Source organism: Streptomyces sp. NPDC017940, assembly GCF_044328435.1.
Lineage (GTDB): Bacteria > Actinomycetota > Actinomycetes > Streptomycetales > Streptomycetaceae > Streptomyces.
The window spans coordinates 38,087-59,079 of record NZ_JBIRHJ010000003.1 but is presented as its reverse complement, the minus strand read 5'-3'; the positions used below and the strand labels follow the sequence as shown (position 1 = coordinate 59,079).

The 20,993-nt window shown below is 70.9% G+C and carries 20 protein-coding genes and 2 pseudogenes; 14 read left to right on the top strand and 8 right to left on the bottom strand.

The window, feature by feature from the left end:
* Nucleotide 1: 1 nt before the first annotated feature.
* Nucleotides 2-982, bottom strand: coding sequence for a DUF5937 family protein (locus ACH4DX_RS10345; protein WP_398154807.1), 981 nt, complete (start codon nt 980-982; stop codon nt 2-4).
* A 104-nt stretch (nt 983-1,086) separates the two neighbouring features.
* Between ACH4DX_RS10345 and ACH4DX_RS10340 the strand changes: the two genes are divergently transcribed.
* The 4 genes from ACH4DX_RS10340 (at nt 1,087) to ACH4DX_RS10325 (ending at nt 6,071) form a co-directional block, all read left to right on the top strand.
* Nucleotides 1,087-2,610 carry an MFS transporter gene (locus ACH4DX_RS10340; RefSeq protein WP_398154806.1) on the top strand — a complete coding sequence of 508 codons (1,524 nt, stop codon included), beginning with the start codon at nt 1,087-1,089 and terminating at the stop codon, nt 2,608-2,610.
* Between the two features lie 10 nt (nt 2,611-2,620).
* On the top strand, nt 2,621-3,130 hold the full coding sequence (locus ACH4DX_RS10335) for a MarR family winged helix-turn-helix transcriptional regulator (RefSeq protein WP_398120702.1): 510 nt from the start codon (nt 2,621-2,623) through the stop codon (nt 3,128-3,130).
* Nucleotides 3,131-3,966: 836 nt separating this feature from the next.
* Nucleotides 3,967-4,299 (top strand): DUF3817 domain-containing protein, encoded by a 333-nt coding sequence (locus ACH4DX_RS10330; protein WP_157169124.1) that lies wholly within the window; start codon nt 3,967-3,969, stop codon nt 4,297-4,299.
* Nucleotides 4,300-4,370: 71 nt separating this feature from the next.
* Nucleotides 4,371-6,071: a methylmalonyl-CoA mutase gene (locus ACH4DX_RS10325; RefSeq protein ID WP_398154805.1), complete on the top strand. Its 1,701-nt coding sequence runs from the start codon at nt 4,371-4,373 to the stop codon at nt 6,069-6,071.
* A 19-nt stretch (nt 6,072-6,090) separates the two neighbouring features.
* Here ACH4DX_RS10325 and ACH4DX_RS10320 read toward each other — a convergent pair whose 3' ends face one another.
* Nucleotides 6,091-6,375, bottom strand: coding sequence for a hypothetical protein (locus ACH4DX_RS10320; RefSeq protein WP_398120706.1), 285 nt, complete (start codon nt 6,373-6,375; stop codon nt 6,091-6,093).
* Nucleotides 6,372-6,593: a hypothetical protein gene (locus tag ACH4DX_RS10315; RefSeq protein WP_398120707.1), complete on the bottom strand. Its 222-nt coding sequence runs from the start codon at nt 6,591-6,593 to the stop codon at nt 6,372-6,374. Before ACH4DX_RS10315 ends, ACH4DX_RS10320 begins: the two co-directional genes overlap by 4 nt.
* A 94-nt stretch (nt 6,594-6,687) precedes the next feature.
* On the opposite strand from ACH4DX_RS10315, the gene ACH4DX_RS10310 reads away from it, so the two are divergent.
* The 6 genes and pseudogenes from ACH4DX_RS10310 (at nt 6,688) to ACH4DX_RS10285 (ending at nt 8,545) form a co-directional block, all read left to right on the top strand.
* A complete protein-coding gene (locus ACH4DX_RS10310) occupies nt 6,688-7,518 on the top strand; it encodes a helix-turn-helix domain-containing protein (protein WP_398154804.1) in 831 nt (276 codons plus the stop codon).
* Nucleotides 7,515-7,724 carry a DUF397 domain-containing protein gene (locus ACH4DX_RS10305; RefSeq protein ID WP_398154803.1) on the top strand — a complete coding sequence of 70 codons (210 nt, stop codon included), beginning with the start codon at nt 7,515-7,517 and terminating at the stop codon, nt 7,722-7,724. The genes ACH4DX_RS10310 and ACH4DX_RS10305 overlap by 4 nt, the downstream gene beginning before the upstream one ends.
* A gap of 10 nt (nt 7,725-7,734) precedes the next feature.
* Nucleotides 7,735-7,923, top strand: a pseudogene (locus ACH4DX_RS10300) (DUF397 domain-containing protein); the annotation flags it as partial.
* The gene (locus ACH4DX_RS10295) at nt 7,915-8,127 is read left to right on the top strand and encodes a DUF397 domain-containing protein (protein ID WP_398155239.1); all 213 of its coding nucleotides are present in this window, start codon (nt 7,915-7,917) and stop codon (nt 8,125-8,127) included. The pseudogene ACH4DX_RS10300 and the gene ACH4DX_RS10295, both read left to right, overlap by 9 nt.
* A gap of 10 nt (nt 8,128-8,137) precedes the next feature.
* A pseudogene (locus tag ACH4DX_RS10290) lies at nt 8,138-8,326 on the top strand (DUF397 domain-containing protein); the annotation flags it as partial.
* A complete protein-coding gene (locus ACH4DX_RS10285) occupies nt 8,318-8,545 on the top strand; it encodes a DUF397 domain-containing protein (RefSeq protein ID WP_398155238.1) in 228 nt (75 codons plus the stop codon). The pseudogene ACH4DX_RS10290 and the gene ACH4DX_RS10285, both read left to right, overlap by 9 nt.
* Here the strand turns inward: ACH4DX_RS10285 and ACH4DX_RS10280 are convergent.
* Together ACH4DX_RS10280 and ACH4DX_RS10275 are read right to left on the bottom strand one after the other, a co-directional pair.
* Nucleotides 8,535-8,804, bottom strand: a complete 270-nt coding sequence (locus ACH4DX_RS10280) for a DUF1905 domain-containing protein (protein WP_398154802.1) — start codon at nt 8,802-8,804, stop codon at nt 8,535-8,537. The two genes, ACH4DX_RS10285 and ACH4DX_RS10280, sit on opposite strands and share 11 nt — an antisense overlap.
* A 1,508-nt stretch (nt 8,805-10,312) precedes the next feature.
* Entirely contained in the window at nt 10,313-10,990 is a 678-nt protein-coding gene (locus ACH4DX_RS10275) for a TetR/AcrR family transcriptional regulator (protein WP_398154801.1), read from the bottom strand.
* Nucleotides 10,991-11,295: 305 nt separating this feature from the next.
* Between ACH4DX_RS10275 and ACH4DX_RS10270 the strand changes: the two genes are divergently transcribed.
* The 4 genes from ACH4DX_RS10270 to ACH4DX_RS10255 all read left to right on the top strand — a co-directional run bounded on the left by ACH4DX_RS10270 (nt 11,296) and on the right by ACH4DX_RS10255 (nt 15,923).
* Nucleotides 11,296-12,285, top strand: a complete 990-nt coding sequence (locus tag ACH4DX_RS10270; protein WP_398154800.1) for a tetratricopeptide repeat protein — start codon at nt 11,296-11,298, stop codon at nt 12,283-12,285.
* A gap of 638 nt (nt 12,286-12,923) precedes the next feature.
* Nucleotides 12,924-13,553 carry a DUF6230 family protein gene (locus tag ACH4DX_RS10265; RefSeq protein WP_398120718.1) on the top strand — a complete coding sequence of 210 codons (630 nt, stop codon included), beginning with the start codon at nt 12,924-12,926 and terminating at the stop codon, nt 13,551-13,553.
* A 260-nt stretch (nt 13,554-13,813) separates the two neighbouring features.
* Nucleotides 13,814-14,389, top strand: coding sequence for a DUF6114 domain-containing protein (locus ACH4DX_RS10260; protein ID WP_398120720.1), 576 nt, complete (start codon nt 13,814-13,816; stop codon nt 14,387-14,389).
* Nucleotides 14,390-14,483: 94 nt separating this feature from the next.
* Nucleotides 14,484-15,923: a hypothetical protein gene (locus ACH4DX_RS10255; protein ID WP_398154799.1), complete on the top strand. Its 1,440-nt coding sequence runs from the start codon at nt 14,484-14,486 to the stop codon at nt 15,921-15,923.
* Nucleotides 15,924-15,997: 74 nt separating this feature from the next.
* Here the strand turns inward: ACH4DX_RS10255 and pyk are convergent, their stop codons facing one another.
* From pyk to pta, 3 genes are all read right to left on the bottom strand, one after another.
* Nucleotides 15,998-17,428, bottom strand: coding sequence for a pyruvate kinase (gene pyk / locus ACH4DX_RS10250; protein ID WP_398120724.1), 1,431 nt, complete (start codon nt 17,426-17,428; stop codon nt 15,998-16,000).
* 93 nt (nt 17,429-17,521) lie between these two features.
* Nucleotides 17,522-18,736 (bottom strand): acetate kinase, encoded by a 1,215-nt coding sequence (locus ACH4DX_RS10245; RefSeq protein ID WP_398154798.1) that lies wholly within the window; start codon nt 18,734-18,736, stop codon nt 17,522-17,524.
* A 41-nt stretch (nt 18,737-18,777) separates the two neighbouring features.
* Nucleotides 18,778-20,862 (bottom strand): phosphate acetyltransferase, encoded by a 2,085-nt coding sequence (gene pta, locus ACH4DX_RS10240; RefSeq protein ID WP_398120727.1) that lies wholly within the window; start codon nt 20,860-20,862, stop codon nt 18,778-18,780.
* Nucleotides 20,863-20,993 lie beyond the last annotated feature (131 nt).

Below are 20,993 nucleotides of genomic sequence, written 5' to 3'. Positions count from 1 at the left end.
GTCAGCCACCCGCCGCAAGCGCCGCGCCGAGCGGTGTGCGCTCGTACAGGACCTGGTGGCCGTACCGCCGCGAGGTGAGCAGGCCCGCGTTCCGCAGCGCCGCCAGGTGCGCGGACACCGAGGACGGGGCGAGACCGAGGCGCTGCGCGAGCGACGACGTGGTGGAGGGTTCGGCGAGTGCGGTCAGGACGGCGGCCCGGTTGGGGCCGAGCAGCCGGGCCAGGGCGTCGGGGGCGCGGTCCGCCGGGGCCGACCAGAGCCCCGCGAGGCCCCGTGCCGGGTACACGAGGGTCGGCTGCCACGGCGGGTCGTAGCCGCTGATCACCTCCGGCCAGCTGAAGACACTGGGCATCAGGACCAGGCCGCGCCCGTCCAGTTGCCGGGTGTGCCGCCCGCGCCACTGCGCGGTCAGTGTCCCGGAGTCCCAGGCCAGGCGGCGGTCCAGCTCCGGCAGCAGGGCGCCGAGGCCGATCTGGGCGAGCCGCCGCGAGTGGTACGCCACGTCGGCTTCGAGCAGGGCGCGCAGCCTCGGCCAGTACGGCTCGACCAGCGCGTGCCAGGCCGCCTCCACGGCGTCCGCCAGCGCGCGCACGGCGCCCGCCGGATCCGCGAGCAGCCGCCGCCCGATCACACTCCCCGCCGCGCCGGGCGTCTCCGCGAGCGCCTTCGCCATGTCCTGCCGCGCCGCGTCGGGGTCGGCGGCGCGCACCGCCGCGATCTCCTCCTCGAAGGTCGCGGCGGGCCCGAGCGGCGGCGGCCCGAGGAAGTCGGGGCTGTGCCCCCGCGACGGCATCAGGAGCCACACCGCCGCCAGGTCCAGACGGGCGCCCGCCGCCCGCACCTCCCGCAGCCACCGCGGGTGGTAGCCGTGCCGGTCGGGCCGCTTCAGCGTCCGCACCGCCTCCTGCGTCTCCCACAGCGGCGACACGGCGAACCGGCAGCACAGCAGGTCGTCCTTACCGAAGTGCAGCTGGAACGGCACGCGAACCCTCACCTTCCCTTGCCCCGATACGCCTCTGCTCCGCGCCTGATTCGCCTGGAGCCGAAACTCTAGGGAGCAGGGGCGGTGACGGCCAGGGTGTGCGCATGTCACCACCAACCGACGAGGCAGCGCGGGAAACGGGGGACGAGGGCTACCGGCGGGTCTTCGCCGTGCCGGAGTTCCGTGCCGTGTTCGCCGCCCACGCCCTTTCGCTGCTCGGCGTCGTCGTCAGCGAGATCGCGCTCACCGTCCTCGTGTACGACCTCACCGGGTCGCCGCTCCTGAGCGCGCTCGCCTTCGCGCTCGGCCTGCTGCCGTACCTGGTGGGCGGGACGCTGTTCGCGGGCGTCGCGGACCGCTTCGCGCCGCGCCGCGTCCTGGTCGTCTGCGACCTGCTGTGCGCGGGGTGCGCCGCGCTGATGGCGCTGCCCGTGACGCCGGTGGCCGGGCTGCTCGCGCTGCGCTGCCTCATCGCCGCGGTGGCACCGGTGTTCAACGGCACCCGGATGGCGACCCTCACCGACGTCCTCGGGGACGGGGACCTGTTCGTGCTCGGCCGTTCGCTGCTGCGGATGGTGTCGCAGAGCGCCGTCCTCGTGGGCTTCGGCCTCGGCGGGGTGCTGCTCACCGCCGTCTCCCCGCGCGGGGCCCTCGCCATCACCGTGGCGACGTTCGCCGCGTCGGCGCTGCTGCTGCGCTTCGGTACGAGGCGGCGGCCCGCGGGGGCGCGCGCTTCCGGCGGGGGTGCTTCCGGCGAGGGCGGTTGCGGCGGGGGTGCTCCTGGCCCAGGGGTGCCGCAGCCCGCGCTCGTGCGGTACTCCCTGGCCGGGGCTCGCGACGTCCTCGCCCACCGGCGCGTACGCGCCCTCCTGCTGTTGCTCTGGGCGCCCCCGATGTTCGCCGTCGCGCCGGAGGCGCTCGCCGCCCCGTACGCGGAGCAGATCGGGGCGGGCACCGCAGGGGTCGGGCTGCTGATGTGCGCCATGCCCATCGGCACCGTCGCGGGCGAGGTGTACGCCGGGTCCGCCCTCACGTCCGCCGCCCGTGCCCGCATCGTCCTTCCGCTGGCCACGACCACACTGCTCCCGCTCCTCGCGTACGGCTGCACACCCGGCCTCGCCTGGGCGCTGCCCGCGCTGGTGCTCGCCGGCGCCGGATCGGCGTACACCCTGGGACTCGACCGCTGGTTCGTGGACGCGGTGCCGCCGGAGCTGCGGGGGCGCGCGATGACCGTGCACACGGCGGGCCTGATGACGCTCCAAGGCGTGGGGATGGCCCTGGCCGGGCTCGCCGCCGAGTTCTTCGCGGTGAGTACGGTGGTGGCGGGGGCGGGGGTGCTCGGTACGGTGTGCTGCCTGCTGTTGGCCCGCGAGGTGCGGGCGACGGCGGGGTGGACGGCTTCGGTGCCGCCGTCGCCGTCGCCGCCGCCCTTGCCGCCCTTGCCGTTGTCGTCACCCTTGCCGCCGTCTTCGTCCGGGGAGTTGGCGCCGTCCGGGCAGCCCGGGGCGCCCGGGGCGTCCCCAGCGTCCGGGCCGTCCGCGTCGCCGTCGACGCCGTCGTGTTCGCCGGGGGCCGGTGGCGGGCCGAATGTTGAGACCGGGGCTGACCGGTATGTGACCGGGGACTAAGGTCGTCGCTGTGCCGAAGCCGCTCAGTCTCCCCTTCGATCCCATCGCCCGCGCCGACGAGCTCTGGAAGCAGCGCTGGGGGTCCGTACCCGCCATGGGTGCCATCACCTCGATCATGCGTGCGCAGCAGATCCTGCTCGCCGAGGTCGACGCGGTCGTCAAGCCGTACGGACTGACCTTCGCGCGGTACGAGGCGCTGGTGCTGCTGTCCTTCTCCAAGGCGGGGGAGCTGCCGATGTCCAAGATCGGCGAGCGTCTGATGGTGCACCCGACGTCCGTCACCAACACCGTCGACCGGCTGGTCCGGTCCGGTCTGGTCGCCAAGCGGCCCAACCCCAATGACGGGCGTGGGACGCTGGCCTCCATCACGGAGAAGGGGCGTGAGGTTGTCGAGGGGGCGACGCGGGAGCTGATGGGTATGGACTTTGGGCTCGGCGTCTACGACGCGGAGGAGTGTGGGGAGATCTTTGCCATGCTGCGGCCGCTTCGCGTAGCCGCGCAGGACTTCTCCGACCAGTAGCTCCACCGCCCCTGCGCCCCCGTTCCCTCGCCCCGCCCTGCCGCCCCGCACCTCCAAACCCCGAACAGCTTTTCCCCCACCCACCCTCCTGGGGCTGCGCCCCTAACCCCCCATCAGGCCTGGCGGCCCTCGTCCTCAAACGCCGGACGCGCTGGATACCCCACCCACCCGCCCTTCTGGGGCTTCGTCCCTGGCCCCTCATCGGGCCTGGCGGCCCTCGTCCTCAAACGCCGGACGGGCTGGATACCCCACCCACCCGCCCTTCTGGGGCTTCGCCCCTGGCCCCTCATCGGGCCTGGCGGCCCTCGTCCTCAAACGCCGGACGGGCTGGATACCCCACCCACCCGCCCTTCTGGGGCTTCGCCCCTGGCCCCTCATCGGGCCTGGCGGCCCTCGTCCTCAAACGCCGGACGGGCTGGATACCCCACCCACCCGCCCTCCTGGGGCTTCGCCCCTCGCCCCCGTCGGGCCTGGCGGCCCTCGTCCTCAAACGCCGGACGGGCTGAATGCCCCAGCCACCACCCCCTCTGGGGCACCGGACGGGCCGGATATCCCACCCACCCGTCCTCCTACTCCTCCTCCCCCTGCGGGCTGGAGCATCAGCCCCACCTGCCTGTGTGGCGGCGCCCCCGCGCACCCGGGCGGGTGGGATTTCCAGCCCGTCCGGCGTTTGAGGACGAGGCCCGAAGGGCCGATGGGGGGCGAGGGGCGGAGCCCCAGGAGAGGGTGGGTGGGTGGGGGAAAGAGGGGAGAGAGGGGCGTAGCCCCATATGGGGTGAGGGGTGGGATGTGGGGCGGGGGAAGATCGCGGAGGGGAGCGGGCTACGCTCGTGGGCATGAAACGCAGCGTGCTGACCCGCTACCGGGTAATGGCCTACGTCACCGCCGTCATGTTGCTGGTCCTGTGCGCCTGCATGGTGGCGAAGTACGGCTTCGACAAGGGCGAGGGCCTGACGCTCGCGGTCTCACAGATCCACGGCGTCCTCTTCATCATCTACCTGGTCTTCGCCTTCGACCTCGGCTCCAAGGCGAAGTGGCCGTTCGGCAAGCTGCTCTGGGTCCTGGTGTCCGGCACCATCCCGACGGCCGCGTTCTTCGTCGAGCGCAAGGTCGTACGCGAGGTCGAGCCCCTGCTCACGGACGCGCCGAGCCCGCTCGCCAAGGCCTGACCCACCCGCCGGGCCACGTCCCGGCGGTCTTCCCTGGACATGTACTAGGACGTCCAAGTAAATTCAAGGGCATGGACGCTGAAGCCATCGAGGAGGGCCGCCGCCGCTGGCAGGCCCGGTACGACGCCGCGAAGAAGCGCGACGCCGATTTCACGACGCTCTCCGGTGACCCGGTCGAGCCTGCCTACGGGCCCCGGCCCGGGGACACCTACGAGGGCTTCGAGCGGATCGGGTGGCCGGGTGAGTATCCGTACACCCGCGGCCTCTACGCCACCGGCTACCGCGGCCGCACGTGGACGATCCGCCAGTTCGCGGGCTTCGGCAACGCCGAGCAGACGAACGAGCGGTACAAGATGATCCTCGCCGCGGGCGGCGGCGGTCTGAGCGTCGCCTTCGACATGCCGACGCTCATGGGCCGCGACTCCGACGACCCCCGCTCGCTCGGCGAGGTCGGCCACTGCGGCGTCGCCATCGACTCCGCCGCCGACATGGAGGTCCTCTTCAAGGACATCCCCCTCGGCGACGTCACGACGTCCATGACGATCAGCGGCCCCGCCGTCCCCGCCTTCTGCATGTACCTGGTCGCCGCCGAGCGGCAGGGCATCGACCCGGCCGTGCTCAACGGCACGCTCCAGACCGACATCTTCAAGGAGTACATCGCCCAGAAGGAGTGGCTCTTCGAACCCGAGCCGCACCTGCGCCTCATCGGCGACCTCATGGAGCACTGCGCCCGCGACATCCCGGCGTACAAGCCCCTCTCGGTGTCCGGGTACCACATCCGCGAGGCCGGGGCGACGGCCGCGCAGGAGCTGGCGTACACCCTCGCCGACGGCTTCGGGTACGTGGAGCTCGGCCTGAGCCGCGGCCTCGATGTCGACGTCTTCGCCCCCGGCCTCTCCTTCTTCTTCGACGCCCACGTGGACTTCTTCGAAGAGATCGCCAAGTTCCGCGCGGCCCGCAGGATCTGGGCCCGCTGGATGCGCGACGTCTACGGCGCGAAGTCCGAGAAGGCGCAGTGGCTGCGGTTCCACACGCAGACGGCGGGCGTCTCCCTGACCGCGCAGCAGCCGTACAACAACGTGGTCCGCACGGCCGTGGAGGCCCTCGCCGCCGTCCTCGGCGGCACCAACTCCCTGCACACCAACGCCCTCGACGAGACCCTCGCCCTGCCCAGCGAGCAGGCCGCCGAGATCGCGCTGCGCACCCAGCAGGTCCTCATGGAGGAGACCGGCGTCGCCAACGTCGCCGACCCCCTCGGTGGTTCCTGGTACGTGGAGCAGCTCACCGACCGCATCGAGGCCGACGCCGAGAAGATCTTCGACCAGATCAAGGAGCGGGGCCGCCGTGCGCACCCCGACGGGCAGCACCCCATCGGTCCCGTCACCTCCGGCATCCTGCGCGGCATAGAGGACGGCTGGTTCACCGGCGAGATCGCCGAGTCCGCCTTCCAGTACCAGCGGGCCCTGGAGAAGGGCGACAAGCGGGTCGTCGGCGTCAACGTCCACCACGGCTCCGTGACCGGCGACCTGGAGATCCTGCGCGTCAGCCACGAGGTCGAGCGCGAGCAGGTGCGGGCCCTCGCGGAGCGCAAGGCCGCCCGGGACGACGCCCGGGTCCGCTCCTGCCTGGACGCGATGCTCGTCGCCGCGCGGGACGGCTCCAACATGATCGCCCCCATGCTGGACGCCGTCCGGGCCGAGGCCACCATGGGGGAGATCTGCGGGGTCCTCCGGGACGAGTGGGGTGTGTACGTGGAGCCGCCGGGCTTCTAGCCCGCCGGTCCGCCCGCCCTCAGCGGGCGCCCCGCAGGCGTTGCGCGTGCAGTCGGGCCAGGGCCAGGAGTTGACGGTGCTCCCAGGCCGTGGCCCGGCGCAGGTGCCGGAAGTGGACCCGCCAGGTCATGCCCGTGGGCCGGTCCAGGACCACGAACGCGCCGTCCACCTCCCGTACGGTGCCCGGCATGTCGTACGTCCGGTCGAAGACCACCGCCGCCGGGTGAATCTCCGCGGGCGTGCCGAACATCGCCGTCCGCTGCGCCCGGCTCCTCGGGGTCGCCATCGGGTTGTGGGCGGTCACAGCAGCTCACCCCGACTGCGGGCGTTCGCCCTCGCGGCGCGCGCCCGCAGTTGCTGCGCCGGGGTGGCCGGTCGTACGTCCTCCGGGGCGACGGTCCACTCCCGCCCGCCGGCCATCGGACGCAGGGACCAGACCCCGCACCACTCGCCCCGGAACTCTCCGATCAGGTCACGTGAGACGTCCAGGAGGAGGGTGCCTCGTGGGGGGATGTCGACCATCTTTCGTACCTCTCCGTAGCGAATCCACTACCAAGGGGTGTCAGCGTGACCTACGTTGGGAGAACCATTCAACGTGGACGCTGGGGAGGGAAAGTTGGTCAACCGCAAGGAGCTGGACCCGGACAGTTCGCCCAAGGCCGCCTTCGGAGCGCGTTTGCGCACTTGGCGCGACGAGCGGGGCTGGACCCAGGATGACCTGGCCGAACGCATGGGTTATTCCAGTACGCACCTCTCGTCAATCGAAACTGGACGAAAAGCGCCAACCTTGCGCCTCGCTCGGCGGGCCGATGTGGCCTTCGCAGCCGAGGAGACGTTCGAGCGCGCGTGGCGCGTGGTCCGGAACGCGGGCCTGCTCGAGGGGTTCCCCCAGTTCGTGGACCACGAGGCGGAGGCTGCGGAGATTCGCCTCTTTGAGGTCTGTGTCATTCCCGGTCTCCTTCAGACTCCGGAGTACGCGACGGCGATCGCGGAGAGTGCTGTCAAGCGGGGCGCCATCACAAGCGAGCAGGCCGAGGAGCGGGTCAGGCTCGTAGCGGAGCGGCAAGTTGCCCTCGCGCGGACACCAACCCCTCTGGTCTTCGTAGTGCTGGACGAGAGCTGCCTCTGTCGTCCCATCGGCGATTCGACAGTCAGGGAGGCCCAGTTGGCTCGCCTGGTTGAGTTTGCGGAGCTGCCGAACACCGTTCTGCAAATCGCCCCGTTCGACCTGGGGGTGCGTCACCCCCTGTACTTGCCGATCACGGTGCTGACCCTGCCCGATCGCTCTCTCATGTCGTACGCGGAGTCTGCCCAGCGCGGGCACCTCGAGCGGGACAACACCTTCGTGCTCCCCATGTTGACGGCCTACCATCAGCTACAGGCCGAAGCGCTTTCCCAGGCGGCGTCTGTAGCCATGATCAACCAGTTGCGAAAGGGCACTCAGTGACGACCCAATCCCCCCGCTGGTTCAAATCTTCGTACAGCGCCAATGGCGGCCAGTGCATAGAGGTCGCCGCCAACCTCGTCGCTTCGTGTGGCGTGGTTCCTGTCCGTGACTCCAAGCGCCCGAACGGTCCGGTCCTGGCCGTCCACACCGACGCGTTCTCGTCCTTCGTGGACGGCCTGAAGGCCGGACGGTTCGGCACAGCCTGAAGGGCCATTCGTGATTACCGAATCCCCGCGCTGGTTCAAGTCCTCCTACAGCAATAACGGCGGCCAATGCGTAGAGGTCGCCGCGAACCTGGTCGCCTCGCAGGGCGTGGTCCCCGTTCGTGACTCCAAGCTCTCGAACGGGCCGCTCCTGGCGGTGCACGCCGACGCGTTCGCCTCGTTTGTGGACGGTGTGAAGGCGGCGGGGTCTCCCCGCTGGATCAAGTCCTCGTACAGTGACAACGGCGGCGCGTGCATAGAGGTCGCCGCCAACCTCGTCGCAACCCACGGCATAGTCCCTGTCCGTGACTCGAAGCTCCCGAACAGTCCGGTCCTGGCCGTCCACACCGACGCGTTCTCGTCCTTCGTGGACTGCCTGAGGGAAGGACAGTTCGGCCCAGTCTGAAGGGCACCTCATGACTACCGAATCCCCGCGCTGGTTCAAGTCCTCCTACAGCGACAACGGCGGCCAGTGCGTAGAGGTCGCCGCGAACCTGGTCGCCTCGCAGGGCGTGGTCCCCGTTCGTGACTCCAAGCTCTCGAACGGGCCGCTCCTGGCGGTGCACGCCGACGCGTTCGCCTCGTTCGTGGACGGCGTGAAGGCGGCCGGATCCCCGCGCTGGTTCACGTCCTCCTACAGCAACAACGGGGGCGCCTGCATCGAGATCGCCGCCAACCTGATCGCAACCCACGGCATAGTCCCCGTACGCGACTCCAAGCTCCCGAACGGCCCGGTCCTGGACGTTACCGCTCAGGCGTTCGCCCACTTCGTGGGCGGCGTGAAGGCCGGGCCCCTCGGGTGTGGCCCCAGTGTCAGGGGGTGACTCGCTCCTGTAGACGGACGGTCACGGTGTCCCCTTCCTCCTTGCCGATCGCCTTGCGCACTTCCGCCTTCACAGGGAGCTTGTGCGTGCCGTCCCCGAGGGCCATGAACGAACTCTGGAACGGGTGTCCGTCGATCGTGCCCCGGACCTTCACCAGGCCGCGGGTGTCGAAGAACTCGGCCAACTCGGGCCACACGACGTAAGTCCAGCCACCCTTGTTCGGACTCTTCCGCAAGGTTGCTGTGAACTGCTTGTCCATCACGGATACCGCCTGTCCAGGAGCTTTGGATGAAGGTCTGCACAAGGTAGGACGGAGGCAGGCGGGGAAACTCATCGCTTGTCCCGGAGTCCGACGGAACCGGGCTCGTCACCAAGCGTGTGCCACGCTCCGCGCGGTAGAAGCGGTCGAAGACGTGCGGGAGGTCCTCCGGCGCGATACCGGGGCCGTGGTCGCGGACGGTCGGGTCGGTGGAGGTGAGGAGACCTCACCGACGCGCCTTCCGGGCTGAACTTCGCCGCGTTGTCGAGGAAGGTTGGTGACCAGGCGGGAGAGCCTCGACGGCACTCCGAGGGGAGTGTCGGCGCCGGGGGCGGTGGCGAGGGTGAAGGCGACGACGGGCCAGTGGCCGCGTGCCGCGTTCACAGGTGCTCCACTGGCGGAGCGACCCGTACGTCGAGCGGCTTGTTTCGGACAACTCCCTGTCCGGGGGTTGTCCGGCTGGGCGCCGGTCGTTCCGCTCCGGGAGGGACTCGCCCGGACGTCGGCGTGGGTCGCCGCGAACCTCTCGCTGTTCGCTCCGCGGGTGTACGGGGTCTGAGGGTGCTGGCGGGGCGCCTTGGGGGCGTGGGGCTCGCCACCCCCCGGGGTCGCCCCGTCGCGCCCTGCCCCACCGCTGTCGCGGCGGACGGCTCCCCACCCGTCCCGCCCGCGGCCCTCTGCCTGAGGGGTGGCCGCTCCCTGCGGGGCTTGCTCGCCGTCGGCGGCTTGCCCGTCGTGTCCTGTCCCGCCGCTGTCGCGGCGGATGGTTCCCCACCCGCCCGCCCGTGGCCCCCTGCCTGAGGGGTGGGCGCTCCCTGCGGGGGTGCTCGCCGTCGGCGGCTTGCCCGTCGTGTCCTGTCCCGCCGGATTGGTCCCCCGCCCGCCCACCCGTGGCGCTCTGCCTGGGGGTGGGCGCTCCCTGTGGGGGTTGCTCGCCCTTGGCGGCTTGCCGGTCGTGTCCTGTCCCGCCGCTTTCGCGGCGGTTGGTTCCCCACCCGCCCGCCCGTGGCCCCCTGCCCGAGGGTGGGCGCTCCCTGCGGGAGTGCTCGTCCTTCGCGGCTGGCCCTTGTGTCCTGTCCTGTCGCCGTCGCGGCGGGTGGATTCCCGTCCCGTCCGTGGCGCTCGGCGCTCTAGTCGAAGGGTGGACGCTTCCTGCGGGGGAGGTCGCCGACGGCGGGCAACCCCCGCGGGAGGCGTCCACCCTCTGGGTGGGGGGTTATGGGTGGGCGGGTGGGGACCCACCCGTCGCGGTAGCGGCGGGGGGAAGGGGCGGCGGGTCGATCGCCGATGGCGGGCAACCCCCGCGGGGGGCGTTCACCGTTCGGGTGGGGGGTTATGGGAGGGCGGGTGGGGAGCTGTCCGTCGCGGTAGCGGCGGGACAGGACACGACGGGTAAGCCGCCGACGGCGGGCAACTCCCCGCAGGGGCGGCCATCCCCGGGCAGAGCGCCACGGGCGGGCGGGCGGGAAGCCCCCGCCGCGGTCGCGGTAGCGGCGGGGACCGCAGAGTCAGGGAGACGCGTCAGGGGAGGGGGAGGCGGAGGGCATCGCAGCGGGCCCCCGGCCAGAAACCGCTGTGAGGCCACCCAGCACCAGGGACGTGAACTCCCCCGCCCACTCCGCGTCCACGGGCTCCGCACTGACCAGAGCCCGATGCACCACCGCCCCGGCGATCACATCGAAGATGAGGTCGGCGGTACGGGCCGCGGCGACGGAATCCGGCTCGGCGGGCAGCTCCCCGCGGTCCTGGGCCCGGGCCCGCCCGGCCAGCACGAGCCGCTTCTGGCGGTCGACGATGGACGCGCGGATACGTTCCCGCAGCGGCTCGTCCGTGGTGGACTCCGCGACCACCGCCATCAGCGCCGTCTTCGTCTCGGGCCGCCCGAGCAGCGCCGCGAACTGGAGCACCACACCCTCGATGTCGGTGGCCAGGCTGCCGCTGTCCGGCAGCTCCAACTCGTCGAACAGCTCGGCGACCGCGTCCACGACGAGTTCGCTCTTGCCCGCCCAGCGCCGGTACAGCGTCGTCTTGGCGACCCCCGCCCGGGTGGCCACGTCGCCCAGGGTGAGCTTGGTCCAGCCGAGGTCGACCAGGGCCTGCCTGGTCGCCTCGAGAATGGCGGTGTCCGCCTCGGTGCTGCGCGGGCGCCCCCCGGCGGGCGTCGACGGTGTGCTGCGGCTCTGCATCCCGCGACCATACCGGCCGGTACGACCGCCCTGACCAGCACCGAGTGAGGCAGATCACGTCCACCCGCGCGACCCGCCCCGCATCTGCCCAGTTACGCTACGAGCCGTAGCGAAAGCCGCGTAGGACGGTGTGGGCGCCCAGCGCCGACGCCCGAGCGGCAACCACAGAGCGGGGTGGGGACCCCGCGCCCCGCAGGACATCGTACGAAGGACATCGAGCGAACCGGCTCCGTCCGGCGGCCCCGCAATCCGGCGAGGGGTGCGGACGGGCACGGTTCCCGCGCGGCTTGGGGGAGGATGTACTCATGCAGCCACGGAACATGTCCATGAGCGGAGTCGTCGACCTCGCCGCGGTGAAGGCGGCCCAGGAGGCGAAGGCGAAGGCGGAACAGGCCCGCGCCGAAGCGGCCAGGCAGGGCGGCGGCGCCGCCGGTGCCGGAGTGTCGCCCGCGAGCCTCGTCATCGACGTAGACGAGGCGGGATTCGAGCGGGATGTCTTGCAGCGCTCCACCGAAGTGCCTGTCGTCATCGACTTCTGGGCCGAGTGGTGCGAGCCGTGCAAGCAGCTCAGCCCGCTCCTCGAGCGCCTGACGCGGGAGTACAACGGCCGCTTCGTCCTCGCGAAGATCGACGTCGACGCGAACCAGATGCTGATGCAGCAGTTCGGGGTGCAGGGCATCCCGGCCGTCTTCGCCGTGGTCGCGGGCCAGGCCCTGCCGCTCTTCCAGGGCGCGGCCCCCGAGGCGCAGATCCGCGGCACGCTGGACCAGCTCATCCAGGTCGGCGAGGAGCGCTTCGGCCTCACCGGCCTCACCGTCGACCCGAACGCCGCCGACGCGGACAGCGGCCCCACCGCCGAGACCCCCGCCCCCGCGGGGCCGTACGACGCCCTGCTCGAAGCGGCCGTCCAGGCCCTGGACGCGGGCGACTTGGCCGGCGCGGTCCAGGCGTACAAGAACGTGCTGAGCGACGACCCCGGCAACACCGAGGCCAAGCTCGGACTCTCCCAGGCCGAACTCCTCCAGCGGGTGCAGGACCTGGACCCGGCCGCCGTCCGCAAGGACGCCGCCGAGAAACCCGGCGACGTCGGCGCCCAGATCGCTGCGGCCGACCTCGACCTGGTCGGCGGCCACGTCGAGGACGCCTTCGGGCGGCTCGTCGAGACGGTCCGGCGCACCTTCGGCGACGACCGGGACGCCGCCCGGCTGCGCCTCCTCGAACTCTTCGAGGTGGTGGGCGCGGACGACCCGCGCGTGGCGTCGGCGCGCACGGCGCTCGCACGGGTGCTTTTCTGAGGTTTTTTGTGGGGTCTCGCGGCTCCGCACCCCGCACCCCTGAGGCGTAAGTGAACAGCTTGCCCGAGCGACACCACAGTGGCCGCGTTTTGCCAAAACTTGGCAAACGCGGCCACTGTTACTCGGAGTAAGAGCAGGGCACCGATCTGTCCGATCCTGTACGTCAATCGCCCGATCTTGCCCGACTGTTGAAGCCACCGTCTGTTGCTGATCGATGCCGGGCGGTCGTCGCCCGGTTATCCGCCCGTTACCAGCGAGTAATGAACCCCCTTGTGCGGGCGCCGAGAATGCACCACGATCGGCCACGCTCGGTCCATTGCCCGCAGCCCGACCGCCAGTCGGGAGACGGAACTTCTGGGTCCCCACCGAGCAGGCCGGCGGCGCCGTCGCCGGTCTGGGACAGGGGGGTCTCTGCCACTCCCGGCAGGGCCTGTCCAGCAAGGTTGTGCGTGATGCGTCAGGCGCGACCAGTGGTTGTCGCTCGGGGGTGATCGCCGGTGATCGAGGCGCACAGCGCGTCCTCCCACACGGGCGCTCTCCTTGCCGAGGACGTAGCACTTCTCCCATCCCCGCCCGGCTGAACAGCCCCTGAGGGAGCGGCCAGGGCCGGAGATGTACGTCCGAGAAGGAGGAAAGTCATGGAGTCCGTGGCTCGTGGCGGAACCAGATGGAAGCGGTTCGCCGTGGTCATGGTGCCGAGCGTCGCGGCGACTGCCGCGATAGGCGTGGCCCTCGCACAGGGCGCGCTCGCGGCATCGTTCAGTGTGTCCGGTCAACAGTTCAAAGTGACCGCGAAGCAGCTCGACGGCAAGGGATTCGTCCAGTACGGGGCGATGGACGTCGGTAAGTCGGGTAATCACCCGGTCACCGTCGTCGGCATGGACTCGGCCTACATCACCAATCTGTGCCAGTCCGTGGTCGTGCCGGTCCCGGTGTTCGGCGACGTGTCGATGAAGCTGACGGCCGGCGGCAAGGGCTCCCCGCGTGTCTACGCGAAGAAGCTCTTCATCGACGCCGACGACCTGAGCGCCAACGCGACGTTCACCAACATCGACATCGGTGTCTCGGTGGACCGTACGACGAAGGGGCCCGGCCCGAACCCGCAGGACAAGCCGGGCAAGCAGTACGTCCCGGACTCGTTCGCCCAGCAGGCCGACAAGGTGCGCTTCACCGACGTCAAGCAGCGCGCCTGGGCGACCAGCGCGGGCACCTTCAAGCTGTCCGGCCTGCACATGGCGGTCAAGAAGGGCAAGCACGAGTGCTACTGAGGCAGTAGCGGCCCCGGTCACGCCGACGCGAACCCAGCTGCTTCGTTTCGTCTTCGATCGAGGCCGTCGTTGAGGCCGTGCCAGAGGCCATTGCTGTCCTGAGCCGCACTTGTCGTGCCGAACGGCCGGGCGCGGGGGCGCCTTTACCGCTGTACGTCTTTGCCGTGTACGTCTTCACATCCGTACACCGTGAACCGGTCGTCCCCGTGCCCGAATCCGCATACACAGAACCAAACGCCCTACCCGAGGAGCTGTACGACATGAGCGCCGAAGCGCAAGTGGGCCTTGGCAACAGGCTTGGCCGGATGCGCCGATCGTTCCGAGGGTGGCGCGGTCAGCGCCCGTTCTGGGGAGGCCTGCTGACGCTGCTCGGCGGCATCCCGATCATGTACTTCCCGTACGCGAACCTCACACTGGGCACGATGACCATCCGGATGGCGACCACCGCCGGCGCCGGATCGCTGATCATCGGTGTGCTGTTGGTCGTGCTCGGCCTGACCATGTGGTTCCAGCCGCAGTCCCGCGTGTTCGCGGGCGTCGCCGCGATCCTGCTCGCCCTGGTCTCCCTCGTGGTGTCCAACTTCGGCGGCTTCGTCATGGGCTTTCTGCTCGCCCTCATCGGCGGCGCGCTCGGCGTCTCCTGGATGCCGACGAGGCTGGAGAAGCGGCCGAAGCGGCGCGCGAAGGCTCCGGACGCCGGAGACCACGACGGGGCTCCCGGGCCCGCGGCCGCGGGGGCCGCGAACGGGACCGTACCGGTGGCGGGCGGTGCAACCGATGACTTGTCAGGAACGAGCCCGATGAACGGGACGAACGGGAGGCACCGTGCCGGCTGACGAGGTGCACCGCGGGACCGACGCGGCCAGGTCCCGCGCGAGAACGGGGCCGCGCCACGCGGCCCCGAAGAAGCCACTCCTTACCCGGCTCCAGATGCCCGCGGGCAAAGCGATCGCGATCGCGGCCATGCCCACCGCCGTGCTGATGGGCATGGGCCTGACCCCACAGCTCGCCCAGGCCAAGCCGGGCCTCCCCAAGAACCCCTTCCGGGACGGCCCGTGCGTGACCGCGCCCGACGAGCAGTCCAAGACCAGGGAAGAAGCCGAGCAGGACGCCAAGGACAGGGCCGCGAAGAAGGCCGAGGAGAAGGCGGAGGCCGCGCGCGAGAGGGCGGACGAGGCCGAGAAGAAGGCCAAGAAGAAGGCCGAGGGCGCCGAGGACTCCGCTGACTCTGCCGACTCGGCGGGCTCCGATGGCTCCGGGACCTCCGAGGACTCCGAGGGCTCCGAAAGCTCCGAGGACGCGGGCGGGTCTCGCTCCGAGCCGTCGTCCCGCGGTACGTCGGGCGACTCTGGCAAGAACGAGGACGTCAGGAACGCCCAGGGCGACAAGGACGCCAAGGCTGACGAGGACTCGGCCAGGAGTCCCGCCCCCGCCAGGACCAGGAACCCCCTGGACCCGCTGGGCGTCGGCGACGCCATCAAGGACGTCCTCACACCGGACGGGAAGGAGTCGGCTCGCTCCGGGGCGTCGAAGTCCGAGGGCGACCGAGACGGCGAGGCCGACAGCCCCAAGGACTCCAGCGACTCCAAGGACTCCAGCGGCTCAGCGGACTCTCAGGACTCCAAAGACTCCGACGACTCCGACGACTCCAAGAACAAGGTCACCGACAAGGTCACCAAGCCCGTCGACGGCACCCTCGGCAAGATGCGGGACGGTCTGAAGGGCACCGCGGACGACGCCACGGACAAGGCCCTCGACAAGGCGGAGGAAGCCGCCGAGAAGGCGGAGAGGGCCGCGGAGCAGGCCAAGGACGAGGCCGACCCCGACGCCGGCACGGAGGCCTCCGCGGACTCCGATGACCCCATGGCGCCGGACGAGGACGGCAAGAAGCCGTTCCCGTGCGTGGTGGAGAAGAAGGTCGACGGGGACGACGAACAGTCACCCGCGCCGATCCCGAACCAGCCGTGGCACCTGGAGGCCAGTTCGCTGCTCCTGAAGGGCGCGGACTACAAGGGCGTCGTGAACCTGAGGATGCCCGACGGCCGGACCAAGCAGGCGCTGAAGTACATCATCAGCGGTGGCACGGACATCGGCGACCTGCACCAGATCGTCGACGGACCGGGCGGCAAGAAGTACCACGTCGAGGCCGCCAAGGGCTCGATGTCCACGATCCGCAACGGCGACACGACGATGTACACGGAGCGGATCTCCGGCAACCTCTTCGGCCTGATCCCGATCACTTTCGACCCGGAGCACCCGCCGCCCCTGAACCTGCCGCTGATCTATTTCACGAACGTGAAGGTCCAACAGGCGGGCCAGTTCGGCGGCGACCTCACCATCCCGGGCCTCCACCAGTCGATCACCGACTGACGCGGTCGCGCACAACGGCGAGGGCGCCCCCTGATGATCCAGGGGACGCCCTTCGCGCATTGCGGGGGGGGGTGTCAGTCGCGTTCGCCGCCGCCCAGGTGATGCACCCGGACCATGTTCGTCGTACCGGGGATGCCGGGGGGCGAGCCCGCGGTGATGATCATGGTGTCGCCCTCGTTGTAGCGCTGGAGCTTGAGGACCTCGGCGTCGACCAGTTCGACCATGGCGTCGGTGTTGTCCACGTGCGGGACGACGTAGGTCTCCACGCCCCAGCTCAGGGCGAGCTGGTTGCGGGTGCTCGCGTCCGTGGTGAAGGCGAGGATCGGCTGGGCCGCGCGGTAGCGGGACAGGCGGCGGGCCGTGTCGCCGGACTTGGTGAAGGCGACCAGGGCCTTGCCGTCGAGGAAGTCGGCGATCTCGGCGGCGGCGCGGGCCACCGAACCGCCCTGCGTACGGGGCTTCTTGCCGGGGACCAGGGGCTGGAGGCCCTTGGAGAGCAGCTCCTGCTCGGCCGCCTGGACGATCTTCGACATCGTCTTGACGGTCTCGATCGGATACGCGCCCACGCTGGACTCGGCCGACAGCATCACCGCGTCCGCGCCGTCCAGGATCGCGTTGGCGACGTCGGACGCCTCGGCGCGCGTGGGGCGCGAGTTGGTGATCATCGACTCCATCATCTGGGTCGCGACGATCACCGGCTTGGCGTTGCGGCGGCACATCTCCACGAGGCGCTTCTGCACCATCGGGACCTTCTCGAGGGGGTACTCGACGGCCAGGTCGCCGCGGGCGACCATCACGCCGTCGAAGGCCGCGACGACGGCCTCCATGTTCGCCACCGCCTGCGGCTTCTCGACCTTGGCGATGACAGGGACCCGGCGGCCCTCCTCGTCCATGATCTTGTGGACGTCCTTGACGTCGTTCGCGTCCCGCACGAAGGAGAGGGCCACCAGGTCGCAGCCCATCTTCAGGGCGAAGCGCAGGTCCTCGATGTCCTTCTCGGACAGGGCGGGGACGTTCACGGCCGCGCCGGGCAGGTTGATGCCCTTGTGGTCCGAGATGACGCCGCCCTCGATGACGATCGTCTTCACGCGCGGGCCCTCGATGCCCGTCACCTTCAGCTCGACGTTGCCGTCGTTGATCAGGACCGGGTCGCCCTTGCTCACATCGCCGGGCAGGCCCTTGTAGGTGGTGCCGCAGATCGACTTGTCGCCGGGCACGTCCTCGGTGGTGATGACGAACTCGTCACCGCGCACCAGCTCCACGGGGCCCTCGGCGAAGGTCTCCAGGCGGATCTTGGGTCCCTGGAGGTCGGCGAGGACGCCGATCGCGCGACCCGTCCGCTCGGCCGCGGCACGGACCCGGTCGTACCGGCCCTGGTGCTCGGCGTGCGTGCCGTGGCTGAAGTTGAAGCGGGCCACGTTCATGCCGGCCTCGATCAGCGAGACGAGCTGCTCTTCGGTGTCGACGGCGGGACCCAGCGTGCAGACGATTTTGGAACGGCGCATGGGGCGATCCTATCGGTTTGTTTCGCTTCGGAATATTCCGTCTGGTGGAATCTACAAATGGGCGGACGGGCGCTCAGCCGTGCCACCGGTCGGTCAGGAACGGCCCTTGCCGACGAGCGCGTACGTCTGGTCGGCGATCTCCAGCTCCTCGTCGGTCGGCACCACGGCGACGGCGACCCGCGCGTACTCCGGCGAGATCAGCCGCGCCTCGTCGGAACGTACGGAATTGAGCTCGCCGTCCACCGCGAGGCCCAGCTCCTCGAGGCCCGCGACGGCAGCCTCCCGCACCGGCGCCGCGTTCTCGCCGACCCCGGCCGTGAACACGACGGCGTCCACCCGGCCGAGCACCGCGTAGTAGGCGCCGATGTACTTCTTCAGGCGGTGGATGTAGATGTCGAAGGCCAGGGCCGCCCGCTCGTCGCCCGCGTCCACGCGGCGGCGGATCTCCCGCATGTCGTTGTCGCCGCAGAGGCCGACCAGACCGCTCCGCTTGTTCAGCAGGACGTCGATCTCGTCGATGGACATGCCGCCGACCCGCGTCAGATGGAAGATCACCGCCGGGTCCACATCGCCCGAGCGCGTACCCATGACCAGTCCCTCGAGCGGGGTCAGGCCCATCGAGGTGTCCACGCAGCGCCCACCGCGCACCGCCGAGGCCGACGCCCCGTTGCCCAGGTGCAGGACGATGACGTTGACGTCCTCGGGCGCCCTGCCGAGCAGCTTCGCGGTCGCGCGCGACACGTACGCGTGCGACGTGCCGTGGAAGCCGTAGCGCCGCACCCGGTGCTGGTCGGCCGTCTCGACGTCGATGGCGTAGCGCGCGGCGGACTCCGGCATCGTCGTGTGGAACGCGGTGTCGAACACGGCGACCTGCGGCAGGTCGGGCCGCAGCGCCCGGGCCGTGCGGATACCGGTGATGTTGGCGGGGTTGTGCAGCGGCGCCACCGGCACGAGGCGCTCGATCTCCTTGAGCACGGCGTCGTCGATCACCGTGGGCGCGGTGAACTTCAGACCGCCGTGCACCACCCGGTGCCCGATCGCCGCGAGCTCCGGCGAGTCGAGGCCGAGCCCGTCCGCGGCCAGCTCCTCGGCGACCGCCCGCAGCGCCGCCTCGTGGTCGGCGATCGGCTCGGTGCGCTCCCGGCTCCCGCCGCCGCCCGCGAGCGGCGCGTGCTTGAGCCGTGAGGACTCCTCGCCGATGCGCTCGACCAGGCCCGCGGCGAGCCGGGTGCCGTCCGCCATGTCGAGCAGCTGGTACTTCACCGACGAGGAGCCGGAGTTGAGGACGAGTACGCGGGTCGCGGTCACGAAGGAGATGCTTTCTGTGGGAGGAGCGGGGGTGCCGGGGATCAGGAAGGGGCGGGGGCGGGGGCCTGGGACTGGATCGCCGTGATGGCGACCGTGTTCACGATGTCCTGGACGAGTGCCCCGCGGGACAGGTCGTTCACGGGCTTGCGCAGACCCTGGAGGACCGGGCCGACGGCGATCGCGCCCGCCGAGCGCTGCACGGCCTTGTAGGTGTTGTTGCCGGTGTTCAGGTCCGGGAAGATCAGCACGCTGGCCTGGCCCGCGACGTCGGAGCCCGGCAGCTTGGTGGCCGCGACGGACGGCTCGACGGCCGCGTCGTACTGGATCGGGCCCTCGATCTTCAGGTCCGGGTGCCGCGCCCGCACCAGCTCGGTGGCCTCGCGGACCTTGTCGACGTCCGCGCCGGAGCCCGAGGTGCCGGTGGAGTACGACAGCATCGCGATCCGCGGCTCGACGCCGAACTGCGCCGCCGTGGCCGCCGACTGGACGGCGATGTCCGCGAGCTGCTCCGCGTTCGGGTCGGGGTTGACCGCGCAGTCGCCGTACACCAGGACCTTGTCGGCGAGGCACATGAAGAAGACGGACGACACGATCGAGGCGTCCGGCTTGGTCTTGATGATCTCGAAGGCCGGGCGGATCGTCGCCGCCGTGGAGTGCACGGAGCCCGACACCATGCCGTCGGCGAGACCGCCCTGCACCATCAGCGTGCCGAAGTAGTTCACGTCGGCCACCACGTCGTGCGCGAGCTCCACCGTCACGCCCTTGTGGGCGCGCAGCCGCGCGTACTCCTCGGCGAAGCCCTGGCGCAGCTCCGACGTCACCGGGTCGGTGAGCTGGGCGTCCTTCAGGTCGATGCCGAGGTCGGCGGCCTTCTTGCGGATGGTTTCCGCCGGGCCGAGCAGCGTCAGGTCGCACACCCCGCGGCGCAGGAGCACATCGGCGGCGCGCAGCACGCGCTCCTCGGTGCCCTCGGGCAGCACGACGCGGCGCCGGTCGGCGCGGGCGCGCTCCAGGAGCTTGTGCTCGAACATCATGGGCGTCAGCCGGTCGCTGGCGAGGACCGAGAGGCGCCCGAGCAGGTCCGCGGTGTCGGTGTACCGCTCGAAGAGGCCGAGCGCGGTCTCCGCCTTGCGGGGCGTCGCGGCGTTCAGCTTGCCCTCCAGGGCGAACAGCTCGGCCGCCGTCGGGAAGGAGCCGCCGGCCACCGCGACGACCGGCGTGCCGGGCGCGAGCCGGTCCGCCAGGCGCAGGATCTCCGGGCCCGGCTGCTCGTTCAGGGTCAGCAGGACGCCCGCGATGGGCGGCGTCCCCGCACTGTGCGCGGCCAGGGCGCCCACCACCAGGTCGGCGCGGTCCCCGGGGGTGACGACCAGGCAGCCGGGTGTCAGGGCGTTCAGGAAGTTCGGCAGCATGGCGCCGCCGAAGACGAAGTCAAGGGCGTCGCGCGCCAGGCCCGAGTCGTCGCCGAGGAGCACCCTGCCGCCGAGGGCGTGGGTGATCTGGGCGACGGTCGGCGCCGAGAGGGCGGCCTCGTCCGGCAGGACGTAGCAGGGCACGGGCAGGTCGGCCGTCAGGCTTTCCTGTATCGCGTCCCGGTCGGCGGGCGCCACCCGGTTGGTCACCACCGCGAGGACGTCGCAGCCGAGGGACTCGTACGCGCGGTGGGCGTTGCGGGTCTCGGCGCGTACCGAGTCCGCCGTCTGGTTCTTGCCGCCGACCACGGGCAGGACCGACGCGCCGAACTCGTTCGCGAGCCGCGCGTTCAGCGACAGCTCGTCCGGGAGCTGGGTGGCGGCGAAGTCGGTGCCGAGCACGAGGACCACGTCGTACGCGCGCGCGACGGCGTGGAAGCGGTCGACGAGCCGGGAGACCAGCTCGTCGGTGCCCTGCTCGGCCTGGAGCGCGGACGCCTCGTGGTAGTCCATGCCGTACACGGTCGCCGGGTCCTGCGAGAGCCGGTATCTTGCGCGCAGCAGTTCGAAGAGGCGGTCGGGTCCGTCGTGCACCAGGGGCCGGAACACGCCCACCCGGTCCACCTGGCGGGTCAGGAGCTCCATGACTCCCAGTTCGACGACCTGCCGGCCGTCGCCCCGGTCGATCCCGGTCACGTACACGCTGCGCGTCACGCGTGCTCTCCGTTCCTTCGCTGCTTGGCTGCTTGGCTGCTTGGCTGCTTCGCTGGTCTCGTCTGTTCCGGCTGTCCCGACGGAGCCGGAAAAACACCCGATATTGTTGGCCGTGCCCTCTTGACAATACC

Coding starts and splice junctions, on each gene's coding strand:
- ACH4DX_RS10340 (WP_398154806.1), top strand. CDS start 1,087: ATGTCACCACCAACCGACGAGGCAGCGCGGGAAACGGGGGACGAGGGC.
- ACH4DX_RS10330 (WP_157169124.1), top strand. CDS start 3,967: ATGAAACGCAGCGTGCTGACCCGCTACCGGGTAATGGCCTACGTCACC.
- ACH4DX_RS10325 (WP_398154805.1), top strand. CDS start 4,371: ATGGACGCTGAAGCCATCGAGGAGGGCCGCCGCCGCTGGCAGGCCCGG.
- ACH4DX_RS10315 (WP_398120707.1), bottom strand. CDS start 6,593: ATGGTCGACATCCCCCCACGAGGCACCCTCCTCCTGGACGTCTCACGT.
- ACH4DX_RS10280 (WP_398154802.1), bottom strand. CDS start 8,804: ATGGACAAGCAGTTCACAGCAACCTTGCGGAAGAGTCCGAACAAGGGT.
- ACH4DX_RS10275 (WP_398154801.1), bottom strand. CDS start 10,990: ATGCAGAGCCGCAGCACACCGTCGACGCCCGCCGGGGGGCGCCCGCGC.
- ACH4DX_RS10270 (WP_398154800.1), top strand. CDS start 11,296: ATGCAGCCACGGAACATGTCCATGAGCGGAGTCGTCGACCTCGCCGCG.
- ACH4DX_RS10265 (WP_398120718.1), top strand. CDS start 12,924: ATGGAGTCCGTGGCTCGTGGCGGAACCAGATGGAAGCGGTTCGCCGTG.
- ACH4DX_RS10260 (WP_398120720.1), top strand. CDS start 13,814: ATGAGCGCCGAAGCGCAAGTGGGCCTTGGCAACAGGCTTGGCCGGATG.
- ACH4DX_RS10255 (WP_398154799.1), top strand. CDS start 14,484: ATGCCCGCGGGCAAAGCGATCGCGATCGCGGCCATGCCCACCGCCGTG.
- pyk (WP_398120724.1), bottom strand. CDS start 17,428: ATGCGCCGTTCCAAAATCGTCTGCACGCTGGGTCCCGCCGTCGACACC.